This window comes from Advenella kashmirensis WT001, assembly GCF_000219915.2.
Lineage (GTDB): Bacteria > Pseudomonadota > Gammaproteobacteria > Burkholderiales > Burkholderiaceae_B > Advenella > Advenella kashmirensis.
On record NC_017964.1, the window covers coordinates 2,995,930 to 3,012,384 of the forward strand.

Genomic DNA, 16,455 nt, shown 5'->3' on the forward strand with positions numbered 1-16,455 from the left:
CGTCCAAACCTCGTTCCGGCACAATAAAAAAAACCGTGCCAGGCGCCAGCCTGGCGCTCTGCACGGTTTTGTGTTGGGCGCAAACCCAATATCACTTACGCAGACCGAGTTTTTCGATGAGTGAGCGGTAAGCGTCAGGGTTACGACCTTTCAGGTAGTCGAGCAGTTTACGGCGACGGCTAACCATGCGCAACAAACCACGACGAGAGTGGTGGTCTTTCATGTGTTCTTTGAAATGACCGGTTAATTCGTTGATACGGGCGGTCAGCAATGCAACCTGCACTTCGGGAGAACCTGTATCGCCCTGAGCGCGACCGTATTGAGCAACAATTTCAGATTTTTTGATATCAGCAACTGACATATTGAATAAGCCTCATGAACTGGCGGTAAAACCGAGGCGTTTTACCGTGAAGTATTAAAAATAAAATATCGGATAATTTCCCGACCGAATCACCATAGACATAAAACACACATAACCGGGCATATATACTCACCGGCACCAGCGTTTGCGATTGCTTTGGCCTTCGAAGCAGGCCCTGATCACTCGCGCGCCAGGACTTTGCAAAAAGCAAAGCAAACTACCGGCAACAAGCCCAGCGGCCCGGCAGCCAAAATACCGCCGTCAGAATTAACCCTTGGTTTTTATGCACGATTGATTGCGCCATGATGACCATCTTGCCCCCGGAAATACGAAATACGCTATTTGCCCGGATAGACGGTTGCACACCCAACATGCTCATTCTGATCTGTCCCGTTGCGCATTTACACGCTACAATGAACACATCAGATGCCATGCAGGGCTGCATTTGGCTTTCAGTCAAGACCGATAATTATATATGATTCAGCCCGAAAACACACGCAAACCTTAGCCATACAGGTTCAAATATGCCTAATTTCCGTTGTTTTTCCCTATTTCCGGGCTTTTTTTCCAACACTGACCTGCACCGCCGGCGTAAAACCCCGTTTTTTTCGCAACCAGCTGCGCCGCGTAAAGTGCTGTGCAACATGGGTCTGATCGCCCTTTGCGCGACGCTGGGCGCTTGCGCCACCTATCGGGACGTGCCGCCCAATTCGCCCAAAGCGGTCGTTCTGGAAACCATGGGATCGCCCAATTTCACCTGCCCCATGGCTGATGGCGGCACCCGGGCCATCTGGACCCGGCAACCCAACGGTCAATATGCGTATGGCACGCGCTTCAATAGCGCAGGCATCGCCGACCGGGTGGAATCCATTTTGACCGATGAGAATTTTCGCAAACTGGACAAGGGAGTATGGACGCCCCAGGACGTCACCTGCGAGTTCGGCCCGCCTGCCAAGGTAACCCGTGTGGGACTGGGTGAGAAAAATGAAGTGGTCTGGGAATATCGTTACAAACAGGCCAACGCCTGGAACTCACTGATGTATGTGTATCTGGGCCGTGACGGTCAGCAGGTCACACATCATCACCCCGGCCCCGATCCCGCCTATGACTATGAATTTGAAATCATGGGCTTTTAAGAACGTGCCGGGTCGCGGCGCGTTCCTGCTCAGTCTTTTTTGAACCAGTCTTTGGGTTTGCTTTGCTCCGATGAATCCGCAATATGCGGTTCATTGCGCGCAGGCGATTGCGACCGGTCAGCCTGACCCGCATCAATCGGCTTGTGGGGCGTTGACGTGCCCTCTGCCTTAGCGCCCGCGACCTCTGCCGCTTCTGCTTCCCTGCTCTCGCGACGGCTATCGTGCAACTGCTGCGCACGACGCCAGCGCCAATACCACACGATCCAACCCGATAACCCATACACAATAAACAACAGGAAAAGCACAATGGGTGGATCAGACGATACAAAGGCAAAGATAAGCACCAGCACCAGCATGATGTTTTGCGGCGACAGTTTTTTCTCCAGCGCCAGAGACTTGCCGCTGAAAAACGGTGCATTTGAAATCATGCTGATGCCTGCGTATACCGTTAGCACAAAGGCCAGCCAGGCCAGCGACTCATAGTCTGGGATGCGATTATCGACCGACAGCCAGACAAAACCAGCTACCAGCGCCGCTGCGGCCGGACTGGGCAAGCCCTGGAAGAAGCGACTGTCGACCACACCGATATTGGTATTGAAACGCGCCAGGCGCAACGCCGCACCAGCCACGTATATGAAGGCAGCAATCCAACCCCAGCGTCCCAGCGCCTGCAACTGGTATTCATACATCACCAGCGCCGGTGCAATACCAAAAGAGACCATGTCGGACATGGAATCGTATTGCTCGCCAAAAGCCGACTGGGTATTGGTCAGCCGTGCCACGCGACCGTCCATCGCATCGAGCACCATCGCGACAAAAATGGCGATGGCGGCCACCTCGAAGCGTCCGCTCATGGCTTGCACTACGGCATAAAAGCCGGCGAACAGATTGGCCGTCGTGAATGCATTAGGCAGCAGGTAAATCGCGCTGCGCGGGCGTGGCAGATTTTCGTTCATAACGGATCGCTTTGATTGACCGGTGTACCGGGTTCGGGCAAATCAGCCAGTGCTGTGGACGTAGCCGACACCTTATCGCCAATGGCTACCCTGGGCCGGGAAGCCGGCGGCAAATAGACGTCGACACGGGAGCCGAAACGAATGAATCCATAGCGCTCGCCAGCCCGCCGGCTATCGCCCGGCTTGACATAGCACAGAATACGGCGCGCCACCAGGCCGGCAACCTGTACAACCGTTACCTGCTCGCCAGAATCCAGCGCGATATGGACTGCGTTTCTTTCGTTTTCGACCGATGCCTTGTCCAGCGCTGCATTGACAAACGAACCAGGATAATACTGGACCTGGGTTACGCGCCCGCTGACCGGGAAGCGGTTGGAGTGAACATTGAAGACATTCATGAACACGCTGATCTTCAGGGCCTGCTGTTGAGTATAGGGGTCGGTGGTTTTGTCTACCGACACAATGCGCCCGTCAGCCGGTGACAGCACCACACGTTCGCCATCGGGAGCCTGGCGTTGCGGATCACGAAAAAACTGAATCACAAAAATGGCCAGCAACCAGAAGATCAGCCCCGCAGCAACGGACCACCATGATACCAGCAGCGCCAGAATAACGGAGCCGGCGATGAAGGGCCAGCCCTCTCGGGCCAGAATAGGATGCGGGTAGGAGGGTTTATACATGCAATTGAAACCAGCTGATTAAAACGTCATTTTAGTCGTAAACACCTGCAGCGGCGAAGGGGGATACACCAAAAGTGTAATTTTTGTATTACACCGCGCATTTTCATGCCGGCAGGCACCATGCGCGCTATGCCAGAGACGTTCGGTCAGGGAGGTATAACACGGCGTGCTCACCACTCCTAGAAATCCGCTACGCTAACCGCAAGGCATCTGAACCGGCATTACCCGGCATTGCCCTGCCAGCCCACACAGGCCCGGGCGTGTGCGGATGCAATACAAATGTGATAGTCTCACTTGCGGCAAGCAAATTATTTCGCATCCGCAAAAAAATCATTCCAGCCTCCCTCATACTGGCATTCACCGACAAACCGCACCGATTTTGCACATCGGCAAAATCGCTTTGGTGCATCGCAATGCCGCCATAATGCAATATGTATCCATATGTATATTTTGTTTTAAAGTACATTAAAATCCATTAAAAATAGAACTGCGGTTTTAGTCCAAAAGACAGTTCGTCAAAAATTAGGGTAAAACCTGAACCCTAAGCATGAGCATTTCGTTCATACTAGCAACACCGTTATAAAGGAGTTTTCCATGAAGTTATCAAGTCTCGTGCTTGCTGCACTTATTTCTTCAATTGGTTTGTCCGCCCACGCCGAAGGCCGTCTGGACAAAATCAAAAGTACAAAAACAATTTCTCTGGGTCATCGTGACTCCTCTATACCCTTTTCCTACCTGGACGGTGGAAAGCCAGTTGGATACTCCAAGGAAATTTGCGACGGCATCGTCAAGGCGCTGGAAAAACAGCTCGGTACAGAACTCACTGTCAAACAGGTACCTGTGACCTCGGCCAGCCGAATTCCCCTGATCATGAACGGTACGATCGACCTGGCTTGCGGCTCTGCAACCAATAATGCGGAACGCCAGAAGCAGGTTAGTTTTGCACCGACCACATTTGTGACCGCTACCCGCTTCGTCTCGGCCAAGGCCGACAATATCAAGGATGTCGCCGGCTTCAAAGGCCAGACCGTGACGTCCACCGCCGGCACCAGCAATATCAAATGGCTCGCCGCTACCAATGCCAAGGAAAACCTGGGCATGAACATTATTCCTTCGAAAGATCACGCAGGTGCTTTCCTGACCGTTCAGGCTGGCCGTGCCAAAGCGTTCTTCATGGATGATGTACTGCTGGCCAGCCTGGTTGCCAACTCTGAAGATCCTGAAAAATGGGTCGTTAGCGACAAAGCACTCACGACCGAGCCTTATGCGATCATCCAGCCCAAAAACGATCCCGAGTTCAAGAAAGCCGTGGATGACGCAGTGATCGCCATGATCAAAAGCGGCGAAATCGAAAGGCTCTACAAGAAATGGTTTGAAAGTCCCATTCCTCCGAAAAACATCAATATGAATCTGCCTATGTCGGAAGCACTGAAAAAAGCGCTGGCCAACCCAACAGATTCACCAGATCCGGCAACATATCAATAAACCGGCCTCTGTCGGACGGCACAAAACACAGCGAAAGCGGGTTTTGTGCCGTTTTTTGTTTTCTATAAATAGCGTTTCAAATTATGTCAATCTCCACATTATTTTGTGACCCGGCCAATATCGATAACGCGTCCCTATTCTGCCAGTTATCCCCTAGCGGGAATACCTATCTGGAGGCATTCGTTTCAGCCGTCGGCTGGACACTGCAGTTGTCTGCAATTGCATGGGTGCTCGCATTTATCATGGGCGTCGCGGTGGGTATCGGTCTGACCAGTCAAAATCGGCTGGTGTCCAGAATCTGTTCGGGCTACGTCGAGCTGTTCAGGAATATTCCCCTGCTGGTGCAATTGTTCCTCTGGTACTATGTGATCCCGCAAGTGCTGCCAGAGCAAATAGGCAAAGCCATCATCAGCATGCAGTATCCGTATTCGGTCTTCTGGCCAGCGGTATTGTGCCTGGGTCTGTTTACTTCATCACGGATTGCCATCCAGTTGTCATCGGGCATTCGTTCTCTGCCGCGCGGACAATCGATGGCGGCAACGGCGCTTGGCCTGACGCGGTTTCAGATGTACAAGTATGTGTTATTGCCCATGGCAATGCGCATCATTACCCCGCCACTGACCTCTGAAATGCTCAACCTGCTAAAAAACTCTTCGGTTGCCTACACCATCGGCTTGCTGGAGATTACCGGCGCTGCCGCGTCCATGCAGGAATCCACATTCCAGACGTTCCCGTCATACCTGGCCGCAACCGCCCTGTATGTCATCATCAACTTATTGATTCTGGTAATCATGTCGGCCGTTGAACGTTTCTTCAGTGTTCCTGGCTTTATTTCAGGGAAAGGGTAGGAGCACATGATGAATTTTCAAGACTTACTTCTCTCTGCTTCATCGGTCAGCATCGCCGCCTTTGACTGGGGCGTCATCCAGCAAGCCGCGCCCGCGCTGTTAAAGGAGGGCCTGGTCTTCACACTGAAGCTGACGGTTTACTCCACGGTCCTGGCGTTGATCTGGGGCACTATACTGGCCATGATGCGCCTGTCGTCCATCAATATTTTCCGCTGGTTCGCGGGATCCTACGTCAACGTCATGCGTTCGCTGCCGCTGATCCTGATCCTGTTCTGGTTTTTCTTCCTGGTGCCGTATATTCTGGGCTGGTTCGACTTCATGTGGGCGACCTATATAGACGGCAATGAATCAGCCAGGATGGTATCGCGGCCGCTGAGCGGGTTTACCTGCGCACTGATTACGTTCACGCTGTTTGAAGCCGCCTATTTCTGCGAAATCATGCGGGCCGGTATCCAGTCCATTCCGCGCGGACAGGTGGGCGCAGGCTATGCACTGGGGTTGCGTTACTTTCAGGTAATGCGACTGATCGTGCTGCCACAGGCTTTCCGTAATATGCTGCCTGTGATTTTTACGCAAATGATTGTTCTTTTCCAGGATACGTCTCTGGTGACCGTGTTGTCACTGAATGACCTGCTGGGTATGGCGCGCATCAACGCCGACATTACCGGTCGTCCCGTTGAGCTGTACATATTCGCAGCGGCTATCTATTTTGTCATCTCTTTAGTTTGCTCTCGTCTGGTCAAAGTGTCGATCGGCGTTTGACGATTATTCGATAAGGTATTTCTCCATGGCTATGATTGAATTTAAAAACGTTAGTAAATGGTATGGAAAATTCCAGGTGCTGACCGATTGCACAACCGAAATCAACAAAGGTGAAGTTGTGGTGGTTTGCGGCCTGGCAGGCTCAGGCAAATCCACATTGATCAAAACCGCCAACGGTCTGGAACCCTTCCAGAAAGGCGAGATTTTCTTCAACAGTGTCTCGGTAGGCAGCCCAAAAACGGATTTGCCCAAACTGCGCTCCAAAATCGGCATGGTGTTTCAGCACTTTGAACTGTTCCCGCATCTTTCCGTCATGGAAAACCTGGCGCTGGCTCAGGTCAAGGTCCTGGATCGCTCCAAGGACGAAGCAATGGAGCGCGGTCGCAAGTTGCTGGACCGCGTAGGCCTCATTGAACATAAGGACAAGTTCCCGGGCCAGTTGTCTGGCGGACAGCAACAGCGTGTGGCCATTGCCCGTGCGCTGGCCATGGATCCAATGGCCATGCTGTTTGATGAACCTACATCGGCGCTTGACCCTGAAATGGTCAACGAGGTGCTTGATGTGATGGTAGATTTGGCCAAGGAAGGCATGACCATGATGGTGGTGACCCACGAAATGGGTTTTGCCCGAAAGGTGGCTGACCGCGTTATCTTCATGGATGCAGGCCAGATTGTTGAGGACTGCGACAAGGAAGAGTTCTTCGGCAACCAGGAAGCGCGCTCAGACAGGGCCAAGCATTTCCTGTCGAAAATCCTGGGGCATTAAAACTTCCGTTTTTTCCAATAAAAAAGGCTGGGCAATCTACATTGCCCGGCCTTTTTTATTTACCGCTATCGGCATGTACTGCTACATATGTTCAGCAATGCCGATGGGATATTCGCCCCGCCACGCTAACGCAATGGCGGAATCGGCATTACACGCGCTCGATGATAACGGCGGCGCCCTGGCCGACACCAATACACATGGTGCACAAGGCATACTTGCCGCCAGTGCGCTGCAATTGATACATGGCAGTCGTGATCAGACGTGCACCTGATGCACCCAGCGGGTGACCCAGGGCAATCGCGCCACCGTTCGGGTTCACATGTGCCGCATCATCAGGCAGACCCAAGTCACGTGTTACAGCCAGCGCCTGTGCGGCAAAGGCTTCGTTCAATTCAACCACGTCCATCTGTTCAATTGTCAGGCCGGTTTTTTCCAGCACTTTACGCACGGCCGGAATTGGACCGACACCCATGATGCGTGGCGCCACGCCAGCCACAGCCATCCCCACGACGCGCGCCCTGGCGTAAGGCCATATTTCTTGACTGCTTCATCAGAGGCCAGCAGCACGGCGCAGGAACCATCATTTACACCGGATGCATTACCCGCTGTCACGCTGCCATCGGGGCGCACAACGCCCTTGAGCTTGGCAAGTGCCTCCGGCGTCGTTGCACGCGGATGCTCGTCCGTATCAACAACCACGGGGTCGCCTTTGCGCTGAGGCACGCTCACGGGAATAATCTCTTCCTTGAATACGCCATCGGCAATGGATTTTGCTGCGCGTTGCTGGCTGCGCAATGCAAATGCATCCTGGTCGGCACGAGAGATCTTGAAGTCGTCCGCGACGTTTTCAGCAGTCTCCGGCATAGAATCGACGCCAAACGCTGCTTTCATTTTCGGATTGATAAAACGCCAGCCGATCGTGGTATCTTCAATTTTGGCGGCCCGGGAATAAGCGGATTCGGCTTTGCCCATGACAAACGGCGCACGTGACATACTTTCTACGCCGCCGGCAATCATCAGATCGACTTCGCCCGATTTGATGGCGCGCGCTGCCGTACCTACGGCATCCAGACTCGATGCACACAGGCGATTCAATGTCGCGCCCGGGACCTGTACGTCAATCCCCGCCAGCAACAGCGCCATGCGGGCAACGTTACGATTGTCTTCACCGGCCTGGTTGGCACAACCATAGATCACGTCATCCAGTTTGCTCCAGTCGACGTTCGGATTGCGCTCCATCAATGCCTTGATCGGCAGTGCGGCCAGGTCATCGGTGCGCACGGTGGACAGACCGCCACCATAACGGCCGATAGGCGTACGGACAGCATCACAAATATAAGCGTTATTCATACATTTCCTCTGTGTTATTTCATTCTGATATTAATATCGATCGGATACTCAGGCGAAAATCAGTTTCGCGCCAGTGAGCGACTGCAACTGTTCATCTGTGATATCAACGAGTTTTTCCACCACGGTCATACCCGCCGGTGTCACTTCCAGGACGGCGATATCGGTGTAGACCCGACTGACCACACCCAAGCCCGTGACAGGCAGGGTGCACTTTTCCAGAATTTTGGGCGAGCCGTCTTTGGCATTGTGCTCCATCAGGATATACACCTTGCGGGCGCCCACAGCCAGATCCATGGCACCGCCTACTGCTGGCGGCTCGCCGGGACGGCCCAGCGACCAGTTGGCCAGATCGCCGTCGGCCGATACCTGCATTCCGCCCATAATGCACAAGTCCAGGTGCCCACCGCGCATAATGGCAAATGAATCCACGTGGTGAAAGAATGCGCCGCCGGTCAGCAATGTGACCGGCTTTTTGCCGGCATTGATCAATTCACCGTCAATGTCCTCGCCCGTCGCAGCCGGACCCATGCCCAAAATGCCGTTCTCGCTGTGCAGCAGAATCTCGTCTTCGGGCTTCAGGTAATTGGCGACCAGCTCGGGCATGCCGATACCGATATTGACGTAACTGCCGGGAGCGATATCTTTGGCCAGACGTTCGGCCATTTGGTTTCTGTTCAATTTATTCATCATATGACCTGCTTAGCTGGAGATGGCCGGATTGGCTACTTCGACAATCCGATTCACGAAAATACCGGGTGTGATAATCGTTTCCGGATCAAGCTGGCCCAGTTCGACTTTCTGCTTTACCTGAACGATGGTGGTTTTTGCCGCCATACACATGACCGGCCCGAAGTTGCGGGCTGCCTTGCGATAGATCAGGTTGCCCCAACGGTCGCCCTTCTCGGCCAGCACCAGCGCAAAATCGCCGTGTATCGGCTTTTCGAACACATAGTCAACGCCGTCAATATTGCGTGTTTCCTTGCCCTTGGCCAAATCCGTGCCATAGCTGGTGCGCGTATAGAATCCGCCGATCCCGGCGCCGGCAGCGTGCAGTCGTTCTGCGATCGTGCCTTGCGGCACACATTCGAGTTCGATTTTGCCGTCCTTGTACATCTCGTTAAAGACGTAGGAATGCGAAGCCTTGGGAAAGGAGCAGATCATTTTACGTACGCGGCCTGCCTTGATCAGCGCCGCCAGCCCCGTGTCATGGTTACCCGCATTATTGTTGACCACGGTCAGCTCTTTTGCGCCCTGATCGATCAGAGCATGGATCAGTTCCGTCGGGTGGCCCGCGCCACCAAACCCGCCGATAAGCACAGTGCGCCATCAAAGACATCGCAACCGCAGCCTGTATATCGTCCATAAATTTATTGATCATCTGTTATACCTGTATTCTCTTTTGTCTGAATCTGTATTTGTGCCATTACTGGTGCAAGTCATTATTTCATATTTCGCTTGTGTTATTTATCCGAGCGCGCGCCACAAGACTTTTCCCGAGGATGTTTTGGGCAGCGCATCAGTGAAGACGACGATTCGTGGCGCCTTGTACGAGGCCATTTTCTGACGACACCAATCCAGGATGTCCTGTTCCGTGACACTGCCGCGACTACCGTCGCGCAACACAACCCAGGCCTTGACGGTCTCTCCGCGTTTTTCGTCTGTCACGCCAACGACGCAGGCTTCAAGAATCGCCGGATGGGCATACATCATGGACTCCACTTCGGCTGGCCAGACCTTGAAACCCGAGGCATTGATCATGCGCTTGAGTCGGTCCACCATAAAGTAGTATCCATCTTCGTCCATGCGCGCCAGATCTCCGGTGCGCAAAAAACGCTTGTTATCAATGCTGATGAAAACCTCGGCCGTAGCCTGTTCATTGTTCCAGTAGCCCTGCATGACCTGAGGCCCGTGCACCACGATTTCACCGACCTCACCCTGCGGCACCTCCTGCAAAGTGAGCGGGTCAATAATACGCGAATCCACATCAAAAATCGGAATCCCCAGGCATTGTCTTTTGGGATGCCGCTCCGGGTTGATGTGCGACGGCGCCATGACTTCAGACATCCCGTAGCCTTCAATGTAGGTCAGGCCAAACTCGCGTTGCAATTTCTCTGCCACCGCTTCGGGCATGGCCGCCCCGCCCCCGCTGATTCGGGCTATGCTGGACAGATCATAGGTCGACAGATCGGGCATGGCCAGCAGATCAACCACCATGGCGGCGATCAAGGCCAACCGGCCTACGCGGTGGCGCTCAATGCATTGGGCCGCCACCACACGATCCCAGCGCGTCATAATAACGATGGTCGCGCCCAGATAAATGGCGCTGTTCATGACCCCTTCCATGCCGGTAACGTGGAAAAACGGCAGCACGCCCATAAAAACCGCGTCCTGGTTTCCGCCGTCATACCATACCGCTGCAGACACGGTGTTATACATGGTGGAACAATGGGTATGAACGCAACCTTTGGGATGGCCGGTAGTGCCGGACGTATACGGCATGACAGCCATATCTGCCGGCACGGCAGATGAGGGCGACGGGACGCGGCCGCCGGCCAGGGCGTCGCGCCAAAGCGTTACGCCATTGCCAGCCAGCGCCTGCGCAGCTTCGGCGACCACATCGGGTACGTTCTGATCCGATCCTGCCGCAGGCAGATAATCGTGATAAGCCGCCACCAGTTTGCTGGCCGGCGCGGCAGCGCCAAGCAGGGCAACCTGCTCATGCAGCTCTTGCCCATAGATAATCACGTTTGCGCCGGTATCACGAATGTAATGCTGCAGTTCGTCGGCCCGATTCATCGGATTAACGGGCACCACTACCGCATCGGCCCGCAAAATGGCATAGTAGGCAAGGACAAATTGCGGGCTGTTTTGCATATACAGCAATACCCGGTCACCCTTGCTCACACCGCAGTCGTGCTGCAGATACCCTGCAAGCGCCTGGACCTGCGCCAGCACCTGCCCATAACTGTAGCTGGCGCCGTAATAGACCAGGCAAGACTTGTGCGGATAGCGCTGTGCCGATATCTCCAGATTGGCATGCAGCGCCGTTTCCGGCACGCTTAGCGAGCGGCTGCGTCCATGGGGCCAGACGGCGGAATAATCGGGACGGTTCATGCCACTTCGAACAGCCCTGCCGCGCCCTGGCCGCCACCAATGCACATCGTGACCACCACGTATTTCACTCCCCTGCGCTTGCCCTCGATCAGGGCATGGCCGACCATGCGGGCGCCAGACACGCCATACGGATGGCCGACAGCAATCGCGCCACCGTTGACATTGAGCCGATCATCGGGAATACCCAGTTTGTCACGGCAATACAGCACCTGGCAGGCGAAGGCTTCATTCAGTTCCCACAAGCCGATATCGTCAACTTTCAAACCGGCACGCTCAAGCAAACGAGGCACCGCAAAAACCGGACCAATACCCATCTCATCGGGTTCGCATCCTGCAACAGCAAATCCGCGGAAAATGCCCATGGGGCTCAGGCCGCGCTGACGCGCCAGTTCGGCGTCCATCAGCACGCAGGCCGAAGATCCGTCTGAAAACTGGCTGGCGTTGCCGGCCGAGATCACGCCCTTGGGGAAAACCGGCCGAATTTTCGACACGCCTCTAGCGTGGTATCGGGACGGATGCCTTCATCTGCAGCAATGGTTACCTCACGACGGGCGATGCCGCCGGTTGCCTTGTCAAAAACGCTCATGACCGTTGTCATGGGCACAATTTCGTCATTGAACAGGCCTTCAGCCTGGGCCCGGGCGGCACGCTGCTGGCTGCGGGCGCCATATTCGTCCTGTGCCTCGCGCGAAATGCCATAGCGCTTGGCGACGGTTTCCGCAGTCTGTAACATGCTCCAGTACAGTTCGGGTTTATGTTGACGTAGCCAGGGGTCCTGGCGCATGAGTGTGTTGGCATCATTTTGCACGCAGGAAATACTTTCGACGCCGCCGGCCACCAGCACCGGAACCTGGTCAACAATAATGCGCTGTGCCGCCATGGCGATCGCCTGCAACCCCGACGAGCAAAACCGGTTGACGGTCACACCACCTGCACCGATCGGCAGACCGGCACGCAAGGCAATGGCCCGTGCAATATTGCCGCCGGTCGTGCCTTCAGGCAAGGCCGACCCCATGATGACATCTTCCACTTCAGCCACGTCAATACCGGCACGCGCAACGGCATGCGACACCGAATGCGCCCCCAGCGTTGCGCCATAGGTCATATTGAATGCACCCTTCCAGGACTTTGCCAGTCCGGTACGGGCGGTTGAAACGATTACTGCTTCTCTCATGTCTCTTCTCCAGGGCGGGCACATGACATTGAGCGGCTTAGCATCAATATCAAGGCCAACCAACGCAAACTTCAATTGTATCGGAACAGAAAATACGCAACCCTACTGGCACCGGCAGACACGAAAAGCATAGCCATATTTTGCCTGCCGCGTACCCGTAGATGTCATACCGTTGGCAGGCGATAGCATGCCTGCCGATGTACTGTCTTACTTTAGCGCTTCACCACTTTGTGCATGTTTTTCCAGCAAGGGCGCTGCTTGCCATGCCTTGGGCCGGGCCGAACCGGCACCAAACTGTCCCAATGCCCGCACCACATTGAACAAACCGGCCTGTTGCGCATAGTGCATTGGTCCGCCACGATGCAGCGGGAAGCCATAGCCATTCAAATAAACAATGTCGATATCCGACGCGCGCAGGGCAATGCCTTCTTCGAGGATCTTCGCCCCTTCATTGGCCAGCGCGTAAACACAACGCTCCACAATTTCCTGATCGCTGATTTTGCGCGGCGTAACACCCTTTTCCTGGCGGAAGGTGTCGATCAGTTTTTCGACCTCGGGGTCAACCTGCGGCTTGCGATCGCCAGCCACATAACGATACCAGCCCGCACCTGTTTTCTGGCCAAAACGGCCGGCCTCGCACAGGCGATCGGCCACGACCTCTTCATATGCTTGCGGATCGGCTTCCTTCTTGCGCTTGCGGATTGCCCAGCCAATGTCCAGTCCGGCCAGATCGCCCACCCGATAAGGTCCCATTGCAAAACCGAAATTTTCCAGCGCGCGGTCGATCTGCGACGGCGCGGCGCCTGCAGCATTACCTCGTCAGCCGCATCGCGATAGGCATACAGCATACGGTTGCCGATAAACCCGTCACACACGCCTGAGACCACCGGTTTCTTGCCGATTTTTTTGCCCATATCGATACACGTGGCCAGCACATCCTTGGCTGTTTTTGCACCTCGCACGATTTCCAGCAGCTTCATGACATTGGCCGGACTGAAAAAATGCAGTCCGATCACGTCTTGCGGGCGCTTGGTAAACGAAGCGATCTGGTCAACATCCAGGGTGGACGTATTGGAGGCCAGAATCGCACCGGGTTTGATGACACGATCAAGTTCGCGGAACACGACCTCTTTGACACCCATGTCTTCAAAGACGGCTTCAATGACCAGGTCGACTTCGCCCAATGCGTCATAAGACAGCGTCGTGCTGAGCAGCTTCATGCGCTCTTCCACCTGCTCTGCCGTAATCCGCCCTTTTTTCATGGTGTTTTCGTAGTTCTTGCGAATGGTGGCCACGCCGCGCTGCAGCGCTTCTTCCTTCTGCTCAAGCAGAATCACCGGGATACCGGCATTCAGATAGTTCATGCTGATGCCGCCGCCCATGGTGCCGGCGCCGATCACGCCGACCAGGCCAATCGGACGCAACGGGGTATCGGCCGGCACATCAGGAATTTTTGTCGCTGCGCGTTCGGCCGCAAACACATGACGAAGCGCCAGTGATTCGGGCGAGGCCATCAATTGCGTAAAGAGATGGCGCTCACATGCCAGCCCGTCGTCAAAAGCCATGTGCGTACTGGCCGCCACTGCCTCAACGCAGGCGGCGGGCGCCGGAAAGCGCGCAGAGCCTGCCTTGGCCGCATTACGGGCGTTAAGCAACAAGGCGTCAGCATCCGCATCGGCAACCGCCAGATCGCGAATCCGCTTGAGCGGCGCATCGCTGGCCAGACCTTTGGCAAATTCAATGGCTGCCGCTTGGGGATCTGCGTCAACCACTTTATCAAACAGCGCAGTATCGGCAAGCGTCGCAGCTTTGACGACCTGACCGGACACAATCATGTTCAGCGCCTTTTCCAGTCCCACGACCCGCGGCAGGCGTTGGGTGCCGCCCGCACCAGGCAGAATGCCAAGCTTGACTTCAGGTAAACCGACTCGGGCCGCGGCCGCAGCAACGCGATAGTGTGCGCCAAGCGCAAGCTCCAGCCCGCCGCCAAGACACACACCATTGATGGCAGCCACGACAGGCTTGGCCGATTGCTCCAGTACTTCGATGACCGTGCGCAAAGTGGGTGCCTGCGATGCCTTGGGTGTACCGAATTCGGTCACATCTGCGCCGCCGGAAAAAGCCCTCTCGGATCCACCCAATACGATAGCCCGGACGGCCGAATTATTGTTGGCGCGATCGACGCCTTCAACAATGGCTTTGCGCAAACCATGCCCCAGGCCGTTGACCGGCGGGTTATTGAATGTAATGACGGCAATCCCGTCCTTTTCTTCGTAAAAAGCGTGATCCATGGCAATGTCTCCTTGTCTGGCCCGATTAGATGCATAGCACGTCGTTACTACGCTAGTTTGTTTCGCATAGCAGAACTAACATGCCCCGAGAATTCTTCGATAATACTCCGTGCCACTATTGGGTGTAAAGCGAATTGTCGGCTGAAAGCAATTCTACTTTTTCTATCGGCCTGTCTTTTCATTTAATGCATTGCTCGCTATAATCAATTCCATAAATCAATTATTCATTCCACCATGCAGAACGAAAAGAAATCCGACCGTGTAGCAGCCCGTACTGCGACAATGATGGTTTCGCCTCTGCCGCTCAATAACCTGAAAAGGAATTCCATCCATGGATATCCGCTACACTCCTGAACAACTGGCCTTTCGCGATTCAGTTCGCGCCTTCCTGAAAGAGGCAGTGCCCGCCACTGTCCGCGATAAAACACAACAATGCCTGCCCCTGTCAAAAGCCGAACGCGAGCAATGGCAACGCAGCCTGTTTGCGCAAGGCTGGGGAGCGCCGTCCTGGGCAGTGGAATTTGGCGGCACCGGCTGGGATGCAGTGCAACGCCATATTTTCGAAGAAGAATGTGCCGCTTTCGGCGCACCCGAGCAATTGCCTTTTGGCCTGAAAATGGTCGCGCCGGTCATTCAGAGATACGGCAGCAAAGAACAGCAGGAGCGCTTCCTGCCTCGCATTCTGTCCGGCCAGGACTGGTGGTGCCAGGGCTATTCGGAACCGGGCGCCGGCTCCGACCTGGCATCGCTGAAAACAACAGCCGTGCGCGATGGCGACGACTATATCGTCAACGGCCAGAAAACATGGACCACGCTAGCGCAGCACGCCGACTGGATTTTTTGCCTGGTGCGCACTAATCCTGAGGTGCGCAAGCAGGAAGGCATTTCATTCCTGTTGATCGATATGAAAACGCCGGGTATTACTGTGCGCCCCATCATCATGCTGGACGATGGCCATGAGGTTAATGAGGTTTGGCTGGAGAATGTGCGCGTTCCCGCTGCCAACCTGATCGGCGAAGAAAACAAAGGCTGGACATACGCGAAATTCCTGCTTGGCCACGAAAGAACCAACATTGCCCGCGTGGGCCGCTCCAAGGCAGCGCTACAACTGGTCAAAGAGGCTGCCGCCAGGCAAACCGGCAATGATGGCCTGCCGCTATTGCAGGATGCGCGATTCCGCGATCGCCTGGCGCAGGTCGAAATGGATCTGATGGCGCTTGAAATCACCAATCTGAAACTGATTTCGCAGGAAGGCAGCAGCCATGCCCCAGGGCCGGAAGCCTCCATCCTTAAAGTAAAGGGCTCGGAGATCCAACAGGCAATTACCGCGCTGGCCTCACAGGTCGCCGGCCCGTATGCGGCGGCCCATATTTTACCGGACGATCAGGTGCACGAACTATCTTCAGCCTTCCCGCAGGCCCAGGAGCACATGACGGCGCAATATTTCAATTATCGAAAAACCACCATCTACGGTGGATCCAACGAAGTGCAGAAAGGCATTATCTGCAGGATGATTCTGGGGCTGTAAACCA

11 protein-coding genes and 4 pseudogenes are annotated in these 16,455 nt (G+C 54.9%); 6 read left to right on the top strand and 9 right to left on the bottom strand.

What is annotated here, in order from left to right; all coding sequences use genetic code 11:
• Positions 1-91: 91 nt before the first annotated feature.
• Positions 92-361, bottom strand: a complete 270-nt coding sequence (gene rpsO / locus TKWG_RS14060) for a 30S ribosomal protein S15 (RefSeq protein ID WP_014751468.1) — start codon at positions 359-361, stop codon at positions 92-94.
• A 644-nt stretch (positions 362-1,005) separates the two neighbouring features.
• On the opposite strand from rpsO, the gene TKWG_RS14070 reads away from it, so the two are divergent.
• Positions 1,006-1,497, top strand: a complete 492-nt coding sequence (locus TKWG_RS14070; RefSeq protein ID WP_041710330.1) for a hypothetical protein — start codon at positions 1,006-1,008, stop codon at positions 1,495-1,497.
• 29 nt (positions 1,498-1,526) lie between these two features.
• Here TKWG_RS14070 and pssA read toward each other — a convergent pair whose 3' ends face one another.
• Positions 1,527-2,453 carry a CDP-diacylglycerol--serine O-phosphatidyltransferase gene (pssA, locus tag TKWG_RS14075; RefSeq protein WP_014751471.1) on the bottom strand — a complete coding sequence of 309 codons (927 nt, stop codon included), beginning with the start codon at positions 2,451-2,453 and terminating at the stop codon, positions 1,527-1,529.
• A complete protein-coding gene (locus tag TKWG_RS14080) occupies positions 2,450-3,133 on the bottom strand; it encodes a phosphatidylserine decarboxylase (protein WP_014751472.1) in 684 nt (227 codons plus the stop codon). The genes pssA and TKWG_RS14080 overlap by 4 nt, the downstream gene beginning before the upstream one ends.
• A gap of 594 nt (positions 3,134-3,727) precedes the next feature.
• Here TKWG_RS14080 and TKWG_RS14090 point away from each other — a divergent pair.
• From TKWG_RS14090 to TKWG_RS14105, 4 genes are all read left to right on the top strand, one after another.
• On the top strand, positions 3,728-4,618 hold the full coding sequence (locus TKWG_RS14090; protein WP_014751474.1) for an amino acid ABC transporter substrate-binding protein: 891 nt from the start codon (positions 3,728-3,730) through the stop codon (positions 4,616-4,618).
• An 83-nt stretch (positions 4,619-4,701) separates the two neighbouring features.
• A complete protein-coding gene (locus TKWG_RS14095) occupies positions 4,702-5,466 on the top strand; it encodes an amino acid ABC transporter permease (RefSeq protein ID WP_014751475.1) in 765 nt (254 codons plus the stop codon).
• 51 nt (positions 5,467-5,517) lie between these two features.
• A complete protein-coding gene (locus tag TKWG_RS14100) occupies positions 5,518-6,228 on the top strand; it encodes an amino acid ABC transporter permease (RefSeq protein WP_041710338.1) in 711 nt (236 codons plus the stop codon).
• 31 nt (positions 6,229-6,259) lie between these two features.
• Positions 6,260-6,994 (top strand): amino acid ABC transporter ATP-binding protein, encoded by a 735-nt coding sequence (locus TKWG_RS14105; protein ID WP_014751477.1) that lies wholly within the window; start codon positions 6,260-6,262, stop codon positions 6,992-6,994.
• A 148-nt stretch (positions 6,995-7,142) separates the two neighbouring features.
• Here TKWG_RS14105 and pcaF read toward each other — a convergent pair.
• From pcaF to TKWG_RS14135, 6 genes and pseudogenes are all read right to left on the bottom strand, one after another.
• Positions 7,143-8,344: pseudogene (pcaF, locus tag TKWG_RS14110) on the bottom strand (3-oxoadipyl-CoA thiolase).
• 48 nt (positions 8,345-8,392) lie between these two features.
• The gene (locus TKWG_RS14115) at positions 8,393-9,031 is read right to left on the bottom strand and encodes a 3-oxoacid CoA-transferase subunit B (protein ID WP_014751480.1); all 639 of its coding nucleotides are present in this window, start codon (positions 9,029-9,031) and stop codon (positions 8,393-8,395) included.
• 12 nt (positions 9,032-9,043) lie between these two features.
• A pseudogene (locus TKWG_RS14120) lies at positions 9,044-9,722 on the bottom strand (3-oxoacid CoA-transferase subunit A).
• 86 nt (positions 9,723-9,808) lie between these two features.
• A complete protein-coding gene (locus TKWG_RS14125) occupies positions 9,809-11,458 on the bottom strand; it encodes a long-chain fatty acid--CoA ligase (RefSeq protein WP_014751482.1) in 1,650 nt (549 codons plus the stop codon).
• Positions 11,455-12,632, bottom strand: a pseudogene (locus TKWG_RS14130) (acetyl-CoA C-acyltransferase). Before TKWG_RS14130 ends, TKWG_RS14125 begins: the two are co-directional and overlap by 4 nt.
• A 207-nt stretch (positions 12,633-12,839) precedes the next feature.
• Positions 12,840-14,923: pseudogene (locus tag TKWG_RS14135) on the bottom strand (3-hydroxyacyl-CoA dehydrogenase NAD-binding domain-containing protein).
• Between the two features lie 331 nt (positions 14,924-15,254).
• Between TKWG_RS14135 and TKWG_RS14140 the strand changes: the two are divergent.
• Complete coding sequence (locus TKWG_RS14140) at positions 15,255-16,451, top strand: acyl-CoA dehydrogenase family protein (protein WP_014751487.1); 1,197 nt, start codon at positions 15,255-15,257, stop codon at positions 16,449-16,451.
• Positions 16,452-16,455: the final 4 nt, after the last annotated feature.

What these genes read in the sequence shown, in the direction of transcription:
- rpsO (WP_014751468.1), bottom strand. Translation starts at nt 361, where the DNA reads ATGTCAGTTGCTGATATCAAAAAATCTGAAATTGTTGCTCAATACGGT.
- TKWG_RS14070 (WP_041710330.1), top strand. Translation starts at nt 1,006, where the DNA reads ATGGGTCTGATCGCCCTTTGCGCGACGCTGGGCGCTTGCGCCACCTAT.
- pssA (WP_014751471.1), bottom strand. Translation starts at nt 2,453, where the DNA reads ATGAACGAAAATCTGCCACGCCCGCGCAGCGCGATTTACCTGCTGCCT.
- TKWG_RS14080 (WP_014751472.1), bottom strand. Translation starts at nt 3,133, where the DNA reads ATGTATAAACCCTCCTACCCGCATCCTATTCTGGCCCGAGAGGGCTGG.
- TKWG_RS14090 (WP_014751474.1), top strand. Translation starts at nt 3,728, where the DNA reads ATGAAGTTATCAAGTCTCGTGCTTGCTGCACTTATTTCTTCAATTGGT.
- TKWG_RS14095 (WP_014751475.1), top strand. Translation starts at nt 4,702, where the DNA reads ATGTCAATCTCCACATTATTTTGTGACCCGGCCAATATCGATAACGCG.
- TKWG_RS14105 (WP_014751477.1), top strand. Translation starts at nt 6,260, where the DNA reads ATGATTGAATTTAAAAACGTTAGTAAATGGTATGGAAAATTCCAGGTG.
- TKWG_RS14115 (WP_014751480.1), bottom strand. Translation starts at nt 9,031, where the DNA reads ATGAATAAATTGAACAGAAACCAAATGGCCGAACGTCTGGCCAAAGAT.
- TKWG_RS14125 (WP_014751482.1), bottom strand. Translation starts at nt 11,458, where the DNA reads ATGAACCGTCCCGATTATTCCGCCGTCTGGCCCCATGGACGCAGCCGC.
- TKWG_RS14140 (WP_014751487.1), top strand. Translation starts at nt 15,255, where the DNA reads ATGGATATCCGCTACACTCCTGAACAACTGGCCTTTCGCGATTCAGTT.